This is a genomic window from Ochrobactrum sp. MYb379, from assembly GCF_037479515.1.
Classification (GTDB): Bacteria; Pseudomonadota; Alphaproteobacteria; order Rhizobiales; family Rhizobiaceae; genus Brucella.
Window position 1 is genome coordinate 64,160 of sequence record NZ_JBBGYW010000017.1, and the last position, 21,612, is coordinate 85,771.

Sequence of the window (21,612 nt, forward strand, 5' to 3'; positions counted from 1 at the left end):
CCGCAAAATCAAAAACAAAAAGGGGAAACCAAAATGTTCAATCCAATTTCAATCCGCTCTGCACTCAGCATGGCGCTTCTTGGTCTCAGCGCCACATCCTTCCAGGCACATGCTGCAGACGATGAGACCTTGCGCGTCGCCATTCACTCTGATGTTGCGAGCATAAATCCGGGCGTCAATCGCGATGCCAATGCCGATATGGTTGTTGCCCATATTGCCGAAGGTCTGGTCGCTTATGGCGACGATCTCGCAATCAAGCCAATGCTGGCTGAGAGCTGGACCTCGAATGCCGATCATACGGTTTATGAATTCAAGTTGCGCAAAGGCGTCAAGTTCCAGAATGGCAAAGACCTGACCGCCAAGGATATTGTCTGGAATTTCGAGCGTTATCTCAAGCCCAATACAGCCTTTCAATGTGTCAATCGCTATAATGGAAAAGTGGACTCTGAACTGAAGTCGGTCGACGCCGTCGATGACAGCACGGTGCGCTTCAGTTTTGCAGCACCTGCGCCAAACTTCGTCATCACCATGGCTACCATCCAGTGTACGCCATGGATATTGAGCCCGGAATCCGTTGATGCAGATGGCAAATTTGTAAAGCCGATTGGTACAGGTCCCTATGCCTTTTCCAAATGGGAGCGTGGTCGCTATCTGGACCTGACCCGTTTCGATGATTATGCCGCGCTGCCCGGCGATGCCGCTGGTTTGGTGGGTAACAAGAAAGGTCATGTAAAGACCATTCAGTTCATGACTGTTCCGGATTCAAGCACGCGCACCAATGGCCTGCTTTCCGGTGAGATCGACTTCATCGATGAAGTGGTGCCAACTGGTGTCAAGGATCTGGAAGCGAAGGGCATGAAGGTCAATGTGCAGCAGACGCCTTCCTGGATGGTGCTTCAAATTCAGTCCACTTCCGATAAGTTGAAAGATCCGCAGATGCGTCAGGCGATTGCTCACGCCATCGATCTTAAACAGCTGGCAACGGCGATCGGTGAGGGCATTTATGCGCCAAACCCGTCGGTCATTGCACCAAACACCATCTATTCGGATAATCAGGCGTCTGCCTGGCCTGCATACGATCCAGCCAAAGCGCAGGAGTTGCTGACCAAGGCAGGATATAAGGGCGAACCGATCAGCCTTCTGGTCGCCAACCGCCAGAACCGCGTGCAGGTTGCCACGATTGTTCAGGCATTCCTTGCAGCCTCCGGCATCAATGCGCAGCTCGAAGTGCGCGACTGGGCGACCCAGCTCGATCAGTATCGTCGTGGCGCTTATGAACTTGCTGTTTTCGCTTATTCAGCCCGCCTTGATCCGCTGTTGTCTTTTCAGTCGATGATCGGTGACAAGAAGGCTGATGCCGCGCGCCAGTGGGACGACGCCAAGGCGGAAAACCTTCTCAGCCAAGTTTCTGCGAAAAGCGACGTCGAAGAACGCAAGAAGCTCTTCAACGAACTTAACACGCTGATGGGTGAGCAGGTTCCGATTCTTGGTCTCGTAAACTTGCCATCGATCACAGCTGCCGGTCCAAAAGTAAACGATTTCAAGGGCTGGGCTGGTGATACGCTTCGCTTCTGGACGATCAGCAAGGAACAGTAAAACGCTCCGCTTCGCGAGCTTAGCATTGGGATAACCCCATGACGTCTACATCCTTTGACTACACCCGGACCGACGCCGTCGGTCTGGGAGAGGCCATTCACGCAAAAATTCTGTCGCCGCATGAGGCTGTTCATGAGGCATTTGCAGCGATTGATCGATGCAATCCTAAGCTGAATGCTGTGATCCACGAGATGCGCGATCAAGCGGAAGAACAGCTTAAATCGCTGCCAGAGGGCCCGCTCAGCGGTGTTCCGGTTTTGTTGAAGGATGATTGCCCTTCCTATGCCGGTGCAGCAATGTCTTTTGGATGTCGTGCGGCAGAGGGAAATATCTCGCAGCGCGATCATGAACTCGTCAAACGCTACAAGTCAGCTGGTCTGGTGGTGGTGGGTAAAACCAATTTGCCGGAGTTTTCCTGCAATATCGCAACGGAATCCTCGCTGCATGGTCCGGCACTCAATCCCTGGGATGTGACCCGCAGCATTGGCGGTTCTTCCGGCGGTGCGGCAGCTGCCGTTGCCGCGCACATGGTGCCTGTGGCCTATGGCAATGACGGAGCAGGCTCGATCCGTATCCCCGCATCTTGTGGCGGGCTTTTCGGGCTGCGTCCGTCGCGTGGGCGTGTCCCATGCGGTCCGGTTTCGACAGAAAACTGGGGCGGAATGGTCAGTCATCATGTATTGACGCGCTCGGTTCGCGATTCCGCAATGATGCTTGATCTGACAGATGCGCTTGAACCGGGTTCGCTTTACGCAGCCCCGGCCAAGACGGACTTGTTCGTAAACAGTGTCAGAATGGCGCCGCGGAAACTTCGTATCGGTGTCTGGCAGGAGTCTGATCTTCGTCACGATCTGGACGAGGAGACAATCGCAGCACTTGAGGCGACGATTGCGTTATGCGAACGGCTCGGACATAACGTTGTTCGGGTGAAGCCTGATTTTGACGGCGTTGAGCTTGCGGGTGCCGTACAAAAACTGATCGCCGTTTACACCGCAATTGAAGTGGCCGATGTTGCCGCGACAATGGCAAAGCTTGCCAATGACCTCTATTTTGAGCCTTCAAATCTGGGATTGGCCGCTTACGGCGATGGCTTGGCTGCGACAGAGGTTATTCAAGCGCGTTTGACCGCAAACAGTACGGCGCGCAGTTTTGGTCGTCTGTTTGAAGAATGCGATGTGGTGTTAAGCCCGGTCATGCCGGTTGGATCATTTCCGCTTGGGATGCTCGACGTGCGCTCACCCGACTGGAAAGGGTTTGCCCGGCAGTTTCTGGAGCTGACAACCTTCACCCATCCGGTCAACGCTGCTGGCTTGCCTGCGATGAGTGTCCCACTTCACGAAACGTCTGATGGTTTGCCAATCGGCAGCCAGTTCATTGCTCCTTATGGGGCCGAAAATCTGCTATTCGAACTTGCAGGTCAGTTGGAAGCCATGTGTCCATGGTCTGATCGACTGCCCGCTATTCACGCCTGAAATCAAGAGACAAGCGATGCTCTATACAAAGCCCTATTTCCAGCCGTCCGATACGACCGAGGTTTTCGATCTCGTTGATAGAACGGTGCTTGGTACTTTGATCACCAGCCATGAGGGAGGCGTTGCTATATCGCACCCCGTCTTCATGATGGATCCGACACGCGGCGAAAACGGCATGCTGGTCTCGCATGTTGCTGCATCCAACGATCATGTTGAGTTTCTGAAACGCGGCCTGCCATCAATCGCAATCCTGATGGATGCTGGTCATTATGTATCATCGTCATGGTATCCGGGTTATCCGGAAAGGGACAGCGCACCGACTTGGAGCTTTATGGTTGCACATATCCATGGCACGCCCAAAATTCTGTCGGAAGCAGCGACCGCCAAACATCTCCACGAGCTCGTCAAGCATATGGAAAAGGGTCGTGACAAGCCTTGGCAGATGAAGGAACTCGGCCCCGGTGGTCTGGAGCGGCGCCTGCCCAATATCGTCGGCTACGAAATGCCGATTGAGAAGATGGAAATCAAGTTCAAGCTCGGGCAGGACGAACGGTCGGCAGATATGAGTGCTGCGATCAAAAAACTGCGCGAAGAGGGTCGGGAAGACGTTGCCGAAATGATGGCGCGTCACTGCAAGCTATAGAGTGCCATGTGCCTGTTTGGGCGTGTGCAGCTCTCTATAAAACCTTGTAATTGCTGCATCATTTCACCTTGACCTGTTCCAGATTTAAGGAATTTTGCAATAAAATCCAGATGGGGGATTTGAGTTGATGACGGGGCGGGGCGCTTTGTCGATATCAGGCACGTAATACAGCATTCACAGTCATAGCAGGCCGCCGGTTTCAGCGAGTTCCGGCAGTCTGTTCTCAGCACGACGGAAAGTCTCTTTCCGCCGAAAAACTCCTATTGCCTAAAATCAAAGGGGACACCTACTCAAATGAAGAAAATTCTAGCTGCATCGGTCGCTGTTCTGGCAATGTTGCAAGTTGCATCGGCTGCCGATACCATTGTTGCACCCGAGCCTGAAGCTGTTGAATATGTTCGCGTTTGCGATGCCTATGGCAAGGGCTATTTCTATATTCCCGGAACCGAAACCTGCCTGCGTTTTGCTGGTTATGTGCGTTATGATGTCAGCGGTGGCGATAATGCTTATGCGCGCGTAACGAGTACCCGGGATATGGATACTTATGCGCAGCTGACCCGCTTCACCTTCCGCTCATTTACCGGAACCGAAACCGAACTCGGTACACTCAAGACAGTCACTGAAACACGTTATCAGTGGTATAATGGTGCAGACTCTTCATCGTCTGGCTCCCTGCGTCTCGGCTTTATTGAGTTGGGCGGTCTGCGCGTTGGTCTCGACCAGTCGGCTTTCGTAACTTTCACCGATTATCTGGGCAATGTGCTCAATGATGACGTCATTCTGGCTGGCGGTTATCGTACGAACCTCATCAGCTATACCTACAAAAACAAGGAGGGCTTCTCGGCTACCTTGTCGCTTGAACAGGGCGGAAATACAGATGCGGACGTGGATGTTACCATCGACGACTATATGCCGCATGTGGTGGGTGGTCTGAAATATGCTCAGTCATGGGGCAGCATTGCAGGTGTTGCGGCCTATGACGCGCGCAATGAAAAATGGGCGGGGAAGGTCAAGGTTGATCTCAAGGTGAGCGATAAGTTCTCAGTCTGGTCGCAGTTCGCTTATAAGTCCAATGACGACCTTTACGAGGCGAATGCCAATGGCGAAGTCTATCGTATGGTAGATAGCTTCTACGGTACATGGGGTGGCGATTGGGCTTTGTGGGCCGGTCTTGCCTATCAGGCAACTAAAAAAGCCAAACTCAATCTGCAAGTTGGCTATGATGCCAGTGAAACCCTGATGGCAACTGGCAATGTCAGCTATTCATTGGTGCCTGGCTTCAACATCACACCTGAAATTACCTATGTTCAGTGGAACAATAAGCGTATCGCACTTGATGGACAGGATGCGTTTGGTTTGAAACTACGTTTCCAGCGTGCATTCTGATTGGTGATTGGAATTATGATGCTGTTCAATATTGAGCAGCGTCATATTGTATCACAAGGATTAAATGGCGTGACATCTATTGGAAAGCAACTTCAAGCACACGATTTAGATCTCGCTAATATCCATGTATTGCCAGTATTTATGACTGGTTAATTGGAGACGAGGACATCGCTGCATATCTAGTTTGATGCCAATCCTTATGTTCTTGAATCAAACTCTAAATCAGAAACATCCCACCAAATCTGCCCCGCTTACCGCATATAACCGCGCCTTGCTTAACTGCGTCAGGTCAGTGTTTTTGGAAAGCACCTGCCGCAAACGCTCTCAGTGGCCAAAAAGAGTGAAAAGCTGAATCGCTAATGTCATCCTGTATGTTTCGTTTCAAGTCTATTGTCTAAGGGTCACGTATTGCTTCAATATTTGCAATTATCTGCGCGAAACGATTGATGGCATTGATCAATCATATTGTAAGTGATGCGCACTTAGTGGTGGGTACCAAAATAGCAACAAACCATCCCAAGTGCGCCCAACTGAGATTTCACATATCACTCATTAACGTTGCTCGTCTCAAAGCGTTAGCAACACAACTACCAGTCCCCACAGCGTCAATAGAGTATTGCTGATCGCATAAGGCACTGTGTAGCCAAGCATTGGCACATTGCTTTTTGCGGCTTCCGAAACCATGGCCGCAGAAGCAGTACTTGTACGCGCACCACCACAACAGCCGAGATTGATCGCCGGATCAAAGCGGAAAATATATTTACCTATTAACGGCGCAAGCAGCATCGGCACCGATGTCGCAAACAGGCCCCACAGAAACATTTCAAAGCCCACTTCTTTAAGACCCGAGATAAATGTCGGGCCTGCTGATATACCGACAACAGCGATAAAGATATTAAGGCCCACAGTGTTCATGAACCACACTGTTGCGGTCGGAACATTGCCCATCTTGGGAGTGAAACTGCGCAACCAGCCGAAGATCAGACCTGCGATTAGGGCGCCGCCGGAGGTTGACAATGTGATTGGAACGCCGCCCACTGGCACTACAATCGATCCCAGTAAACCACCAAGGACAATACCGGAGCCGACCAGAACCATATCGGTCGTGCTGGTTGGTCTGTCTGCATAGCCAATCTCGGCAATAAGCGCTTCGATGTGTTTCTGGCTACCTGTCAGGTTGACAATATCACCTCGATAGACTTTGCTCTGGGCTTGAACGGGCACGTCAACATTCATCGAACCGCGTCTGATTCGATTGATATAAACGCCGCGCGCAAAAGACTCATGCGACAGTTTAATCAGTGTGCGACCATGCAGCCGTTTATTTGTCACGACCACATCCATGGTTTCAATCGGAATGTCCAGCAATTCGCGGTCCGCGACTTCCTGTGCCCGGTTTGACCATTCCACTATCGCATCATGCGGACCTGAAACCGCAACGATATCGCCGACTTCAAGCAAGGTATCATCATCAAAGGAGATCACCTTGCCGTCGCGGCGCAACCGCTCCAGAAAGATACGGGCACCCGCCATCTGCTCGGCCTGACCAACGGTTTTTCCGGCAATGATCCCCGGAACCGTGAGGCGGAAGGAACGGACAATATATTGATGCCATGCCGTTTCAATGCCACCTTCAGGCGCACCGGCAGACATTTCACGTTCATAACGCTGGCATTCTTCTTCGAGGTTGATCCGAAGCAGCTTTGGTCCGAGAAAGGCAATGATAAGACCTGTTCCTATGGTGCCGAACAGGTAGGTGACGGCATAGGCAACAGGGATGGCATTGAGTTGCTGTGTGACTTCAGTTGGGCTGAGACCACTTCTGTTGAGTGCATCTGTCGCCATGCCAATAGAAGCGGAAATGGTCTGCGAGCCTGCGAGAAGGCCAATGGATGAGCCGGGACCATAGCCTGCAATGACGGCCGCAATATAGACCGAACCCAGACAAAGACAGGAAATTACCACTGCAAAAAGTGCTTGTGGCAGCCCATCGCTTGCAATGCCGCGCACGAATTGTGGCCCAACGCCGAAACCAACCGCAAAAAGGAACATGATGAAGAAGATCGATTTGATCTGTGGCGATATTTCAATGCCCAGCTGCCCGATCAAAACGCCGACAAGCAAGGTTCCGGTGACAGAACCAAGGCTGATTTTACCAAATTTCAGAGCACCGACCCAGAACCCGATTGCCAGTGCGAGAAAGATCGCCAGCTCCGGTGCAGACCGCAGGACATCACTTATCCATTCAAACAAGTGCATTTTGTTTCTTTCCGATATTGCGTGAACAAAAGCATCTGCCCTTTGATGAGGGCAGATGCTTCCGAGAAAGTATTAGCTTATGCGTCGCGCTTGAGGACCTTCAGACCGGCCGCTTTGTCATAGCCGTGAATTTCCTTCACATCGAGTTTGCGCATGAACTCGATGATTTCACGCGTGATGACCTGACCAGGAACCATGATCGGGAAGCCCGGTGGGTATGGAATGACAAAGTTAGCCGAAACCAGTGTCGGACCTTTCTCAAGCCGTTCATCCACGGCTGCACCATTCAAAGGAACAAATTCACACTGTTCGCTCTTATAGGCATCGTAGAACGCGCCGCGAATATCACCGTTCAATGTCGCAGCTTTCGGATCGCCCCGATAACAGTCGTCGAAACGGCTGAAGTTCGGCAGGTTCGGCACATCCTCAACGAGCGTCCGCACCTTTTCCGCAAAGCTTTGAATGCGTGCCTCTCCGCCTTCCTTCAGGCTTTCTTCGATTTCCTGCGAAATTTCGAGCAGCACACGAACCAGCAGAGCCACGTCGCTGCGTGAATTGTTGATATTGGACTGTAGCAGAATGCTGTTGCGCGATGTTTTGTTGACCTGAATATTGAAGCGGTCAGCCAGAATGTTTTTGAAGCTGGTGCCATCAAAGCCAGCCTGACCACAGGTCAGCGTCATACGGCTCGGATCAAGCAGAAACTCATCGTCACGAACCGCTTTGACCGCATCAGTCCACGTCAGCGAGCTATCGTTGAAGTCCGTGAGGCTCGATTCACGATATTCAGCCGGAACCATTTCTGCATTGTTGAGGACGCGGAAATATTTAGAAATAATCGGATGGCTGTTGATCTGTTTGCGAATCTCCAGCGCGATCTGAAGCGCATTTGACACAAGGCCATAACCTTCAAGTTCCATCTGGCGGCGTGCCACATCAAGACTTGCGATGATTTGCAGGTTTGGGCTTGTCGAGGCGTGGGTGAACACGGCTTCGTGGAACTGTGCTTCCACTTTACTGAATTCGATATCGCGAACCAGTACCACCGATCCCTGACGCAGCGCCGACATGGATTTGTGAATGGAATTGGTCTGATACACCCGCAGTCTGACCACATCCGGATCTGGGATCAGACGTGTTGCAAGCAGCACGTCATCGGATGGGTTTTCGCCAAGCGCTTTCTGCTGTTCCTGCCATGCCTTTTTGGCATCTGGTGTGGAGAGGTAATCTTCCAGTGTCCGCGCTGCCCCCATGGCTGTTCTTTGACGCAGGAATGGCGACCAGTGAGCAAAACCAAACCATGCTTCATCCCACAGGAAAACAAGATCGGGCTTGATAGCCAGACATTCTTCCATAACGCGCCGCGTGTTGTAAACATGGCCGTCAAAGGTGCAGTTGGTGAGGTCGATCATCTTCACGCGGTCGAGCTGATCCGCAGCGCGAAGTGTGAGAAGAGCCGACTTGATGGTGTTTATGGAGACGGCGCCATACATCGAATATTCGGTCAGCGGAAATGCTTCGACATAATAGGGTTCAGCACCGGCGAGCACGCAGGCCATAATGATGCGACTTATGGCAGTTTCGGTCGATGATAACGATATCGCCCGGCGCGAGCAGCGCCTGAAGCACCATCTTGTTGCTTGTCGATGTGCCATTAGTGACGAAGAAGACATGCTCTGCTCCGAAAGCACGGGCGGCTAATTCCTGTGCTTCCTTGATGTTGCCTGTCGGCTCAAGCAGGCTGTCAAGACCGCCCGTCGTGGCCGAGCTTTCTGCAAGAAACAAGTTTGGGCCGTAAAACTCGCCCACATCCCGTATCCAGTTCGACTTGAATACAGCTTTGCCGCGCGCGATAGGCAGTGCGTGAAAAGTTGCAATTGGTCTTGCTGCATAATGTTTAAGATTATCGAAGAATGGCGTGTGATAACGTTTGTGTACGCCTTCGAGGATCGAAAGATGCAGTTCAAGCGGTTCTTCGACCTGATAGAATAATCGGCTGAATATCTGATTATCCGGATCGCCTGCCAGATGTTCGATCTCGCGGTCACTGAGGAGATAAACGTCGAGCTCAGGGCGAATCTTCTTGATAGCTTGTGCCGTCCGAAGGGCCAGACGGCTATCATCTTTGATTTCAGCCAGATCAATGACTTCGGAAATCGCGGTAATCAGCGGGTTAATCTCGGCAGCCTTAGCCGAAAAGCCCTCATAGAGAACAACCGACGCGATTGAAGGATTCACCAGAATAGCTGTCAGGGCATCTTCTGCATTTCCAGCGACAACTGTCTCATAGATGAACTCATCTTCAGGGCGACGAATGGAGCGCGCTTCGCGCGCAATATGCTGCCAGCGCGATGTCATGTGCGGAACAACGGAAAGCACTTCAAAATAAGGCTTTCTTTCGATGTGATTGATCGCCTGCGGCAGCCGGTCAGCTGGCTGGCTATCATCAGCGTCCCAATTTTCCCACGCCGAAATGTCGGCCATGTATTTCTGCGAAATAATGCTTGTAGAGATGTTCTGCGCCGCGCGTAGGAACCCTCGTGCATCGCCATCGTTCAAACGTGCATGCAGTTTGCTCAGGACTGAGCTGCCTGGGTAAGCAAAGAAACGCTCGATGGTTTAAAGCCCGTCAAGAACCTGACGGATTGTTTCGGTCCGGCTATCATCGCCGTTAACCCAAAATCGTCCTTCCGAAAGGATAGTTAGCCACTGATCGGACCGCATTGCCGGAGTAGCCAAAGATCTACCTAGAATGGAAGGGGTATTACTCGGCTTCTTCGTAGAAATGATCATTACAATTTGCTTTCTGAGACGAGAACAAGGGGGAAAGTAGAAAGGGCGTTTTCGTATAGGCAAGATGAAAAACGCCCTGATCTTTGTTGAGGGCCTTTCTAGAGGCCAGACTTCGTGCGTTGCAATGTCGTATCATCAACAATGACATGATGCGGCGAGCGGGCACGCGGATGCATGAAAAAATGCCCTTCCGGTGCATTGTGAAGCTTGATTGGCACCAAAGTGACGTTGGTCTTCTTGCCGCGCTTATCGTGCAGAGCGTAGACGATGAACGGGATCGCCAGAACAACAAGGAAGCAAACAACGAGTAGCGTCACATAGGTCTCATCAGCCGTTTCCCCTCCGATGGATGTCGGTGGGTAAAACGAAACGAAGAATGCCATGATCGAAACAAGGAAGCCGACGACTGCAACACCTATCTTGAAGCCGTTACTACCAGGTACGCGGAATGTACGCTTCAGTTCCGGCTGCTTCCGAACGAGATGGATATAGCCAAGGAATAGCAAGAAGTATGTACATAGATAGATTACCACCGTAAGAGCGAGAGCAATCAGAAACGACATATTACTGCCACCACCGGTATTTGTCAGAACAATAATCGCAATCGATGTCAAAATTAGCTGTGCTACAACGAGTGCGACCGGCACGCCATTCTTGTTAACCTTTGCAAACGTTGTTGGAAGAATTCCCTTCTGAGCTGTAACCAACATACCCCGCGACGGTCCTACAATCCATGCTGCAATCTCGGCGAGAACACCAAGCAGAAGCAGTGCTGCAATGATGCGAACAGTCCATTCGAAACCGGGGCCAAAATGTGCTACCAGTGCGCTGAAAGTCTGTACCACGCCCGAAGACAGGTTGATCTCGTTAGACGGAATGGTTGCAGCAACCGAGAGACCGCCAATTGAGCTTAGCACGATCGCTGCGATCATAAGCAGTATCATCGCTATCGGATAATCACGTCCCGGATTCTCCATTTCATTAACGTGTGTCGCAGACGCTTCAACACCCATATAGCTGAGAATGAAGGCAACAAAGACAACAAGTGTGCCGATCTGTGTGAAGTCAGGGAAGAATGTCTGCGCTGACATTTCTATCTGTAAAGGCGCACCGCTCGACAGATAAGCGATAGCCAGGGCAGCTAGGATTAACGCTGGCAACAAAATACCAGCGAAGAAGCCCACTTTGGCGATAATCGCGGTATATTTTGTGCCACCCAACTGGGTAAAAGCTAGCGCCCAAAGAATAACCAAAGCGGCGATAGTTTTGGTGATTGGATCGGCATTCAAAGCTGGCCAACTTAGGATATAGGAGAGGGCACCAAGCACGAAGTAAAGCATCGGAAGAAACCCGATGGCAATTTCAAGATAACAAAATGAGATTGCTGCAAAGCCCCATCGCTCGCCAAGCGTGTTTGAAACCCAGGCGAATACACCACCCTCTTCCCAGCCTTCAACCGTTGCCATTTCAGCAGCACAAAGACCGACCGGAATAAACCATAAAATTCCACCAAGCAGTAGGAAGAAAACCAGACTAAAACCTGATGTTGCAAAGGTTGGATATTCATAAACCGCCATCACCATGGAAGCGGTAATGGCAAAAAAGCCAATCATCGATAGCTGTTTAGCCGGAATAGCGGCTTTGGTATTCGCCATAGTAAGTCCCCTCTGTAAAGAGATGATCACGAGATCGATTGAGCACCAATCTCGTGGGTAAGTTGCGAATAATCAAATGAATGTAGAGAAAGTTAAGTGTGGCTGAATCCACCAGCCTCGTCTTCGGTTAGTGGTTTGCTGACTGGATGTTTTTCGAAGTAATCAAGACTGCGCTTAAGATCGTCGATCAGAAGGCTACCCAAATCACGGCTGACGCCGTGCCGCACCAGAATGCGTTGTACCACAAGGTCCTCGCGATCTGCTGGCATTGAATAGGCAGGTACCTGCCAACCACGGCTGCGCAAACGATCGGCCACATCATAGAGTGTGTAGCCACCGATTGTCTGGCCCTCTTTCAGCTTCCATGCCAGCGCAGGAATGCCTTTCTGACTGTCACCATCAAAGATCACCTCAAATGGTCCGAGCTTTGCGATCTCGTCTGACAGATATTGCGCCGTTTCATAACAGGCATTGTGAATCTTCGCATAGCCTTCATGCCCGAGACGCAGGAAATTATAATATTGCGCTATGATCTGCCCCCCAGGACGCGAGAAATTCAACGCGAAAGTCGGCATATTTCCGCCCAGATAGTTCACGTTGAATATAAGCTCCTCCGGCAGATCAGACGCTTCGCGCCACACAACCCAGCCGGCACCCAAAGGTGCCAGACCAAATTTATGGCCAGATGTGTTGATCGATTTTACACGCGGCAGACGGAAATCCCATTCGATATCAGGCGCACAGAAAGGTGCCAAGAAACCGCCACTGGCACCATCCACATGGATAGGAATGTCCAGTCCAGTTTCTTTCTGGAGCTTATCCAAAGCGTCATGAACAGCCTTGACCGGCTCGTATTGGCAGGTGAAGGTCACCCCCATAGTGGGTACCACGCCGATCGTGTTTTCATCGACACGCTTGAGCACTTCTTCCGGGCTCATGATCAGGCGGTCGCCCTCAAGCGGAATTTCTCGCAACTCGACATCGAAATAGCGGGCAAATTTATGCCAGCAAATCTGTACAGGGCCACAAATCAGGTTTGGCTTATCCGTCGATAGGCCCGCCGCGGCGCGCTTCTTACGCCATTGCCACTTGAGCGCCAGTCCGCCCAGCATTGCCGCTTCTGATGAACCGGTTGTGGAACAACCGAGCGTATTCTCAGCATCCGGTGAATTCCACAGATCGGCGATCATATGCACGCAACGCGCTTCAATCTCTGCTGTCTGCGGATATTCGTCTTTGTCGATCATATTTTTATCGATCGACAAATCCATCAGCTCGCGAATTTCCTCATCGACCCATGTCTGACAGAACGTTGCGAGATTCTGACGCGAATTACCGTCCAGCATCAACTCGTCACGCACAGCAGCAAACACATTGCGTGGATCGCGCTCTTCTTTTGGAAATTTTGTCTTAGGCAAAGAAGCGGATAATTCTAATGATGCATATACATCGTCCAAGCCGTTGTATTTTGCAGAAATAGATTTTTTAGTCATACATAGCCCTCCATTCAATGGTTACCCATATGTATTACATTTTAATTCGTCGCTCATGTACGCTCGTTATGTCAACCTAAGTTAAGTAAAAAATATCAGATTAGTTAATTGAATAGCTAATCATTATATTTGCTATTGTCACCACTAATTCATTATGCATAGTTTAAGTCCTAAATCTGAGCATGTAATTGGGGGGGGATATAATTTGTCATTAAATCTTCAAGATAACGTTATTGCTGCTTACAAAATTGCCAAGCAGACATCTGGTGGAAACAACGCTGATTATATTCCTTTTCTGGCCAAAGTTCCCAGTGAACTAATTGGTGTCGCTATCGTGACTGCAGATGGCCAAGTCTTCAAACAGGGTGATACTGATTATAAATTCGCACTCGAATCCATTTCCAAAGTTTTTACACTTGCTCTTGTCATGGAAAAAATCGGTCCAAAGGCGGTCAAGGAAAAGCTAGGCGATAGCCCTACGGGTATGCCGTTTAATTCTGTACAAGCACTGGAATTACATGAGGGAAAGCCGCTTTCGCCACTTGTAAACGCAGGGGCGATAGCTGCTGCAAGTCTTGTTCCAGGCGATGATGCAGAGCAATGCTGGTCGAATATTCTCGATATGCAAAGCCAGTTTGCCGGACGAGAAATTCAGCTCAGTGACGAGGTCAATAAATCCGAACAGGATACAAATTTTCACAATCGGGCGATTGGCTGGCTGCTATACAGTGCAGGAACCTGCTATAGCGACCCAATGCGGGCAGTCGATGTCTATACAAGACAATGCTCTACACTCGTCGATTGCGTCGATCTCGCCACCATGGGCGCAACACTTGCAGCCGGTGGTATAAATCCCATCACCCAAAAGCGTATTATTAAAAAGGAGCATGTTGCACCATTGCTCGCCGAGATGATGATGGAAGGTTTATACACCTCCTCGGGCGATTGGGCATATTCAGTTGGCTTGCCTGCAAAGAGTGGTGTCGGCGGCGGACTTGTCGCTGTCATCCCCGGAAAAATGGCAATCGCTGCATTTTCACCGCCATTGGATGAGGCGGGCAATTCTGTACGTGCACAAGTAGCTATCAGCGAAATTGAACGGCAATTAGGGGGTAACCTTTTCAAGGTAACTTAGGTCATGTTGCCAAAGTATGGCCGCCATAATTTGACAGTTGCTATAGCGACGAGGGATTGCAATGATCTTTTTTGTATCGTTACGAGTGGTAATACGACGAAATTACTTTAGCCTATTGAACATGCTCTTAATGCGATAGCCATCTGTATAAGCATAAAAATCGCAAGCGGTAAGGTTTTTCAGTTGGCATTTGACGGAATAACGGTCTTTAAGCCACTTTGGGAAAGTCATCCACCACGGCCGTTGTTGGGCCAATAATCAAACTTGAAGGGGGACAAATCGTCGTCAGAATTTTTAGAAGCGAGCATGTTTTTAACTGGCACTCAAAATTAAAAACGGGCCAACAAATCTCCGCCGGTTACATCAAGGTTTTGTTTTCGCCGTAAGCGCGCCAATGACGCTCTTGCGCGTCTCAACGAGCGCTTTAGCTGTTAAATTCCAGCTGAACTTGATCCACTGAGGGGCCGGATAATAACTTGGATTGGTTTTACGTCACAAATCCAAGACTTTTTGGATATTTGATTGTTCTTTGAGTGCTAAGTGACCTCTTAATCCACTTCTTTGATAATTTGTTTGAGTGTGGTGTTTTTCCAGTCGCGAGAGTAACAGAGCTCCGTTTCCAGTCTGCCGGAGAAGCCTTCGCATGCAGCGTTCTGGCAAACACGCCTTGCGGGACATCGAGCGCACCAACTTCGCATAGTTAATACTCTATAGCCAACCCGGTCAGCGATAGTGTGCACCGAACGGCTAACACTTGATGTTGTCTTGGATGCGACCCGTGCTTCTGAACTAGTTTATCAAACCGAAATTGCTGATCGAGATACCATTAGGCGCTCATCACCCAATCGAGCTTCGAGGATGTCTTGGCGTCCTGTCGTAAAACCAGTCTAAGTTATTATACCCACTTTCGACCTATTGGCCTTACCTTAGCGAACGGGCCGTAACAGGTAGTGTCCAACACCCCAGACATTGCCATTTTCGTGACCAAACAATCCAGCAGTTGCGAGGAAGAACAGTCGCCAACGGCGCTCCCAAAGACCGGCATCCTGCGCATAGACCTGTTGCAGAATAGGTCTGATCTTATCAATCGATTTATCGAAATTGCTCAGCCAATCCAACGCAGTTTTTTTATAATGCCTGCCTGACCATCGCCAATCCTGTTCCACGGTGAAAATATCGTCAAAGCGATGCGGCAGATCAAAGGCTGGCATGATACCGCCAGTGAAGAAGTGATGCGCAATCCAGTCGGCAGGGTTTTCATGGTTGAAGCGATAGGAGCGATCGCGATGGGTGAAAACATGGATGAACAACTTGCCATCAGGATTGAGCCATCCGCGTACTCGCTCAAACAGCGATTTCCAGTTTGACATGTGTTCAAACATTTCAACGGAAACAACGCGGTCGAAGCGCTGATCGACTGAAAAGTCGTTCATATCGGCGGTGATGACAGTGATGTTTTTAAGGCCGCGCATCGCAGCCTGTGCTTCGATGTAAGCACGTTGCGGAGCGGAGTTCGAAACGGAAACAATGTGGGAGGCGGGAAAGTTTCCGGCCAGATAAAGCGATAGCGAACCCCAGCCGCAACCAAGTTCAAGAATATGCATACCATCGCGAAGGTCGGCGTGACGCACGGTTTCGCTCAATGCGTATGTTTCAGCTTGTGCAAGCGTGGTGTTATTGTCGGGATAATAGCAGCAGGAATATTTGCGCTGTGGTCCCAGCGCGAGTTCAAAGAAATGCGGTGGCAACTCGTAATGCTGGCGGTTGGCGTCATCGGTATTCGTGGCAACGGGAAAGTCATTCATGGTTTTGAGGAAATCGAGCTCAATTTGCTCAGGTGTTCCGGCTAGTCGGCGTTTGGTGCGACCGCAAAGATACTCGATGCCCGCAAGTGTGATTGTGTCGCTCAGAGGAACGCGCTCTGCCGCATTAATTGCATAGGTCAGCATATTCATGTTCAGACTCCTAATTTCCTGGGGCCGGGAAAAAACGCATTGACGCGGCGTTGCAAGGCGCGGAATTTTTCACCGCGCGATTTCAGCATATGGTCTTCAAGTGGTGGGATGCCCGAAACATGAACCAGCAGCCAGTACATCTGGATGGGGGCGAGAAGCGATAGCCAGCTCCATGGTGAAGCGGTGATTGCCATCAACGGCCATGAGCACCAGAACAACCACTCAAAGAAATAATTGGGATGACGCGAATAAGCCCACAGGCCTGTCTCGCAAATTTCGGTTCTGGCGGCTGGGGTTTTACGAAATTTTGCCAGTTGGGCGTCTGACAATCCTTCGCCAGCAATGGCGATCACAATGATCGCAGCTGCAATAAGGTCAAAGAAGTGCGGGAAAAAAGGACGGCTGACGGCTGCAAGATACACTGACGAGACAAGAATAAATGCGGCCAAAGCCTGAATTTGCAGAAACCAAAACAGACGCTTTGAAGCGTCGGCTCCCCATTCTCTCATGAGCTTAGCATAACGCGGGTCTTCGCCATGCGACAGACTTCGGTTGGCGATAAGCACCCCGAGACGTAGCGACCATGCAAGGATCAGGATCAGAATTATAGAACGCCGCTGCCATGGTGTGTCGGCCAGAACAACGGCAATAACCGAACCTATGCCAACGGAAATTGACCAGATCGCATCGATCCAGCCGCTTTTCCCGGTCTTCCGCTCCAGTGCCCATGCAAACGTCATGATCGCAGAGAGACTGATAGCAACAATCAAAAGCAGACCGGCTTGCATGGCGGACCTTTGGTCGTGAGTTTGTTTTACCTGATACAATACGTTTGGTTTTGCTTTTTGGTTTCCTAACAGGCTCAAAAAAATGAAAAAACTTCGCTGCTTCATTGAACCAATTGCTTTCGCAAAACGTAAGACAGTCAAATGCAGCAAAGATGCCGCTGGGAGAGAGACTTATGGACATCACGAGTAATCCGGGCAGCACCAGACGTCTGAAAGTCGCAATCATTGGTAGCGGTATTTCGGGGCTGTCGGACCTGTTGCCGTGGACACCGGCTTTATTGTCTATAATGAAGTGACCTATCCCAACCTGACGGCCCTGTTTCGTGCATTGGAAGTTCCCACAGTCGCGTCGAATATGTCCTTTGCGGTTTCGGTCGGAAATGGTGCCTATGAATATTCCGGCGGAACCGGACTTGGATTATTTGCTCAAAAGTCCAATCTTGTCAGCCCACGCTTCTGGTCAATGATCCGCGACCTTTTGCGATTTTATCGCAATGCGCCCAAAGACTTATCGATGATGGACGGCATCTCGCTTGATGATTATCTGGTGAAAAATTGTTATGGCCGGGCTTTTCGGGAAGATCATCTTTATCCGATGGCCGCGGCGATCTGGTCTACGCCCGCGATGGAAATCGGGCGTTATCCGGCTGCAAGCTTTGTCCGGTTTTGCTGCAATCACGGCCTGCTTGCTTTGCGTGACAGGCCGATCTGGCGGACTGTTGCTGGTGGCAGCCGTGAATATGTGAAACGTATTACAAAACCCTATGCAGACAGGATCAGGCTTTCGACACCGATCACGTCGGTTAGGCGTTCCGAAAATGCCGTCGAACTGATCGATGCAAAAGGTGTCTCTTACACCTTTTATGACGTGGTGATTGCCACCCATGCTGATCAGGCCTTGCGCATGCTCGCAGATCCAAGTGCCGATGAAAGTCGTATTCTCGGTGCGTTTCAATGTTCGTGCAACGAGGCGGTACTGCATAACGATGCTTCGCTCATGCCAAAACGCCGTGCTGCATGGTCAAGCTGGAACTATCTGACGAACGCAAAAACAGGGCCCTCCCAGCCGTCGATCACCTATTGGATGAACCGTTTGCAGGCGCTGGGCCATGCGCCCGATACTTTCGTTACGCTTAATCCATGTCGCGCTCCGCGTGAGGAACTGGTGATACGTCGCGAAATCTACGAGCATCCGATTTTCGACATGGCAACTGATCGCGCGCAAAAGGAAATCTGGTCGTTGCAGGGGCAGCGTCGCACATGGTTCTGCGGTGCGCATTTTGGTTCCGGTTTTCACGAGGATGGTTTGCAGGCAGGTCTGGCCGTTGCCGAAGATCTTGGTGGCTTGCGCCGTCCGTGGCAGGTGGAGCAGGAGAGTGCGCGCATCGTTCGTCAGCCGATAGCCATTAGAGAAAGGATGCTGGCATGACGAAAGCCTTCCAGTCAGCACTTTTCCCGGGGCATGTAACGCATGCGCGTTCACGGCCAAAAGTGCATAAGCTTGCCTATAAGATTTATTCGCTGCTGCTTGATCTGGATGAGTTGCAAGCCCTTGATAAGAAATTGAAAGCGTTTTCGGTCAACAGCTTCAATCTGTTTTCATTTTTTGAGAAAGACAGAGGCAATGGCTCTGCTACGCCTCTCCGTGCGCAGGTGGAAGACGCCATGCGCGGCGCTGGAATTGAACCGGATGGTGGTGCAATCAGACTTCTGACGATGCCGCGCATTCTTGGCTGGGCCTTTAATTCGCTGACGGAGTTCTTTTGCTATAATCGCAGAGAGGAACTCGTCGCTATCCTTTGGGAAGTCGACAATGCGTTTCATCAGCGCCACGGATATATGATCCCAGTCGAGGCCACCCAGAATGGTCGTATCGTACAAAGCTGTGACAAGGCCTTTTACGTGTCGCCATTCATGGATATGAAGCTGCGCTACGAGTTTGAAGTGTCGCCTCCGTCTGACACGTTAACAATTCTTATCAACAGCTTTGATGATGAAGGTTTGCTTCTGACGGCGCGCCATCTGGCTCGCCGGGTAGAACTCAGCGATGCCGCCTTGCTGCGTGCTTTCTTTGCGATCCCGTTTCTGACCTTACGTGTGGTTGGCGGTATCCATTGGGAAGCGTTGAAACTCTGGCGGAAGGGTATCAAGCTTCGCAAGTGCAAATATCGCCACAAGACCCAATCACACATATTCGTCGTCAGACGTCCCAGCAGAGGAACGAGGCCGCATGAGCCAGCTTGATGAGACTTCTTCTCTTCCCACATCCGTTTCTTTAGGCCGTTCAACCTGGACACCTTCGGCTCGTCTTTTGCGCCGGTTGCTTAATCAGGTGCGCTATGGGCGGCTGGTAATCGTGCTGCCTTCGGGAAAGTCGCTTGTTGCTCAGGGCAGCTTGCCAGGGGCAGACGCGAAAATCATTCTCAATAACTGGCGTTCTGTGCGGCGTATGGTGATGGGCGGTGATATTGGCTTTGCACAAGCCTATATTGAAGGCGACTGGACAACGCCCGATTTAACCTCAGTCATTCGTTTCGCAGCACGTAATCGCGATACTCTGCTATCCACATTGCGTGGATCACGCTTCATGCGCCTTGTTCATCGCATGGGCCATTTTCTCAATGCCAATACACGGCGTGGCAGCCGTAAAAACATCGAAGCCCATTATGATCTCGGCAATGATTTCTATCGCCGGTGGCTCGATCAGACGATGCTTTATTCATGCGCAATCTGGAATGAGAAGACGCATAGCCTTGAAAATGCGCAGGAGTATAAGTTGCAGTTCATAGCCGACAAACTGGCGCTTGAACGCGGCGAAAAAATCCTTGAGATCGGTTGTGGCTGGGGTGCTCTGGCAGCATTTCTGGCGGCAGAGGGCGATGCACATGTGACGGGAATTACCTTATCGCCATCGCAGCTTGCCTGGGCAAATAAGGTTGTTTCTGATGCCGGACAGGTTGAGGCAGTTGATCTGCGTCTGCAGGACTATCGCGATGTCGAGGGACAATTCGACCGCATCGTTTCCATTGAAATGTTTGAGGCAGTCGGCGAAGCTTATTGGCCGGAATATTTTGCGACGCTGAAACGCTGTCTCAAGCCGGGTGGTCGTGCGGTTTTGCAGATCATTTCGATTGAAGATGCGCGCTACGAAAACTATCGCCGCAAGGCTGATTTTATACAGAAGTTCATTTTTCCGGGTGGCTTTCTGCCATCGGATAAGGTGCTTGAACGCGATCTGTCGAAAGCCGGTCTGGCTTTAAAAGAAATTGAGCATTTCGGCCATTCATATGCGCTTACCCTCGCCGAATGGCGTCAGCGCTTTATCTCTAATTGGCCGGCAATCGAACAGCTCGGCTTTGATGATCGGTTCCGTAAACTCTGGGAATATTACCTTTGCTATTGCGAAGGTGGTTTTGAAGAAGGGGCAATCAATGTAGGCCTCTACACGATTGAGCATGCTTAACAATCCAAACTAAAGATGCAGGAGGCGTCGATGAAATGGATAATTATGATCGGCATTACGGCAATGTTATTTCCTGTGTCGGCACAGGCCGAAGCAATAGGCGGTAACTGGGCACGCGGTGATTGTAAGGCGCGGGTCAAAATCGCGGATTGTGGCAAAGATATTTGTGCCACCAATACATGGATCAAGCCGGGGACTGCAAAAGAGAAAACCGGCGACCGGCTGGTTATGAGTATTAACGAGACTGCGGACGGCCAATATTCGGGAACGGCTTTCGATCCGCAGCGTAATCTCACCTACAAGATCAACGTCAAGGTCAATGGCGACAAGATGACCACCAATGGCTGCGTTCTGGCGGGCCTGTTGTGCCGCGATGTCAGCTGGTCGCGAATAAAATAAGAGAGTGAAGCATTCATGAAGTCCTATATTGTTGCTTATGTGGTAACGGCTATTGCTTTTCTGGCGATTGACTCAGTGTGGCTCACCAATATGGCGAATGTGTTTTATCGCCCTGTGATGGGTGACATGCTCGCGCCGAGTTTCCGCCTTGCCCCGGCGATTGTTTTCTATGTGATATTCGTGTTCGGACTGGTCTTTTTTGCGGTCAGGCCGGGCCTTTTAGCTGGTAGTGGAGCAGTCACGCTTTTGAACGGTGCTCTTTTGGGATTTGTCGCCTATGCCACTTATGATCTGACCAATCAGGCCACGTTGAAGAACTGGTCGTGGACGCTGACAATTGCTGATCTGATCTGGGGCACTGTGTTATCTGCGGTTTCAGCCTATATTGGCTATTGGGTAACATCCCGGGTCATTGGGTAGGCTAAAGAGTTAGCTCTTGGGACAGCTATGTGAAGTGAAAATTGAGGGGGAGCTCGTTGAGACATCTGGTTTCCCCATAATCGATGTAAAGCCGAAACCGCAAGTATTTTCTAAATAACAGTGGGATAGTTCTGACATAGAATATAATTTATTTT

14 protein-coding genes and 2 pseudogenes are annotated in these 21,612 nt (G+C 50.5%); 10 read left to right on the forward strand and 6 right to left on the reverse strand.

The features are described 5' to 3' along the window. Window positions 1-33 precede the first annotated feature (33 nt). From WH356_RS20865 to WH356_RS20880, 4 genes are all read left to right on the forward strand, one after another. The gene (locus tag WH356_RS20865; RefSeq protein ID WP_339514273.1) at window positions 34-1,596 is read left to right on the forward strand and encodes an ABC transporter substrate-binding protein; all 1,563 of its coding nucleotides are present in this window, start codon (window positions 34-36) and stop codon (window positions 1,594-1,596) included. Between the two features lie 38 nt (window positions 1,597-1,634). After that, window positions 1,635-3,068 carry an amidase gene (locus WH356_RS20870; protein ID WP_339514275.1) on the forward strand — a complete coding sequence of 478 codons (1,434 nt, stop codon included), beginning with the start codon at window positions 1,635-1,637 and terminating at the stop codon, window positions 3,066-3,068. A 16-nt stretch (window positions 3,069-3,084) separates the two neighbouring features. Then, window positions 3,085-3,711 (forward strand): FMN-binding negative transcriptional regulator, encoded by a 627-nt coding sequence (locus WH356_RS20875; protein WP_339514277.1) that lies wholly within the window; start codon window positions 3,085-3,087, stop codon window positions 3,709-3,711. 294 nt (window positions 3,712-4,005) lie between these two features. Further along, the gene (locus WH356_RS20880) at window positions 4,006-5,097 is read left to right on the forward strand and encodes a porin (protein WP_339514279.1); all 1,092 of its coding nucleotides are present in this window, start codon (window positions 4,006-4,008) and stop codon (window positions 5,095-5,097) included. A 567-nt stretch (window positions 5,098-5,664) separates the two neighbouring features. Here WH356_RS20880 and aspT read toward each other — a convergent pair. The 4 genes and pseudogenes from aspT to WH356_RS20900 all read right to left on the reverse strand — a co-directional run bounded on the left by aspT (window position 5,665) and on the right by WH356_RS20900 (window position 13,297). Beyond that, complete coding sequence (aspT, locus tag WH356_RS20885) at window positions 5,665-7,356, reverse strand: aspartate-alanine antiporter (RefSeq protein WP_339514281.1); 1,692 nt, start codon at window positions 7,354-7,356, stop codon at window positions 5,665-5,667. 77 nt (window positions 7,357-7,433) lie between these two features. Next, window positions 7,434-9,972, reverse strand: a pseudogene (locus WH356_RS20890) (decarboxylase). Between the two features lie 275 nt (window positions 9,973-10,247). After that, a complete protein-coding gene (gene gadC / locus WH356_RS20895; protein ID WP_339514283.1) occupies window positions 10,248-11,804 on the reverse strand; it encodes a glutamate:gamma-aminobutyrate antiporter in 1,557 nt (518 codons plus the stop codon). A 92-nt stretch (window positions 11,805-11,896) separates the two neighbouring features. After that, window positions 11,897-13,297 carry a glutamate decarboxylase gene (locus tag WH356_RS20900; RefSeq protein WP_339514285.1) on the reverse strand — a complete coding sequence of 467 codons (1,401 nt, stop codon included), beginning with the start codon at window positions 13,295-13,297 and terminating at the stop codon, window positions 11,897-11,899. A gap of 205 nt (window positions 13,298-13,502) precedes the next feature. On the opposite strand from WH356_RS20900, the gene glsA reads away from it, so the two are divergent. Further along, complete coding sequence (gene glsA, locus WH356_RS20905) at window positions 13,503-14,432, forward strand: glutaminase A (RefSeq protein WP_339514287.1); 930 nt, start codon at window positions 13,503-13,505, stop codon at window positions 14,430-14,432. A 926-nt stretch (window positions 14,433-15,358) separates the two neighbouring features. Here glsA and WH356_RS20915 read toward each other — a convergent pair. Further along, complete coding sequence (locus WH356_RS20915) at window positions 15,359-16,387, reverse strand: SAM-dependent methyltransferase (protein ID WP_339514289.1); 1,029 nt, start codon at window positions 16,385-16,387, stop codon at window positions 15,359-15,361. Window positions 16,388-16,389: 2 nt separating this feature from the next. Then, window positions 16,390-17,175, reverse strand: coding sequence for a DUF1295 domain-containing protein (locus WH356_RS20920; RefSeq protein ID WP_339514291.1), 786 nt, complete (start codon window positions 17,173-17,175; stop codon window positions 16,390-16,392). A gap of 173 nt (window positions 17,176-17,348) precedes the next feature. On the opposite strand from WH356_RS20920, the pseudogene WH356_RS20925 reads away from it, so the two are divergent. From WH356_RS20925 to WH356_RS20945, 5 genes and pseudogenes are all read left to right on the forward strand, one after another. Continuing rightward, window positions 17,349-18,604, forward strand: a pseudogene (locus WH356_RS20925) (NAD(P)/FAD-dependent oxidoreductase). After that, window positions 18,601-19,419 carry a DUF1365 domain-containing protein gene (locus WH356_RS20930; RefSeq protein WP_339514292.1) on the forward strand — a complete coding sequence of 273 codons (819 nt, stop codon included), beginning with the start codon at window positions 18,601-18,603 and terminating at the stop codon, window positions 19,417-19,419. The pseudogene WH356_RS20925 and the gene WH356_RS20930 overlap by 4 nt, the downstream one beginning before the upstream one ends. Beyond that, window positions 19,406-20,638 (forward strand): cyclopropane-fatty-acyl-phospholipid synthase family protein, encoded by a 1,233-nt coding sequence (locus WH356_RS20935; RefSeq protein ID WP_339514294.1) that lies wholly within the window; start codon window positions 19,406-19,408, stop codon window positions 20,636-20,638. The genes WH356_RS20930 and WH356_RS20935 overlap by 14 nt, the downstream gene beginning before the upstream one ends. 30 nt (window positions 20,639-20,668) lie before the next feature. Then, entirely contained in the window at window positions 20,669-21,037 is a 369-nt protein-coding gene (locus tag WH356_RS20940) for a DUF2147 domain-containing protein (RefSeq protein WP_339514296.1), read from the forward strand. Window positions 21,038-21,052: 15 nt separating this feature from the next. After that, a complete protein-coding gene (locus WH356_RS20945) occupies window positions 21,053-21,457 on the forward strand; it encodes a DUF2177 family protein (protein WP_339514298.1) in 405 nt (134 codons plus the stop codon). The last annotated feature ends 155 nt before the right edge of the window (window positions 21,458-21,612 follow it).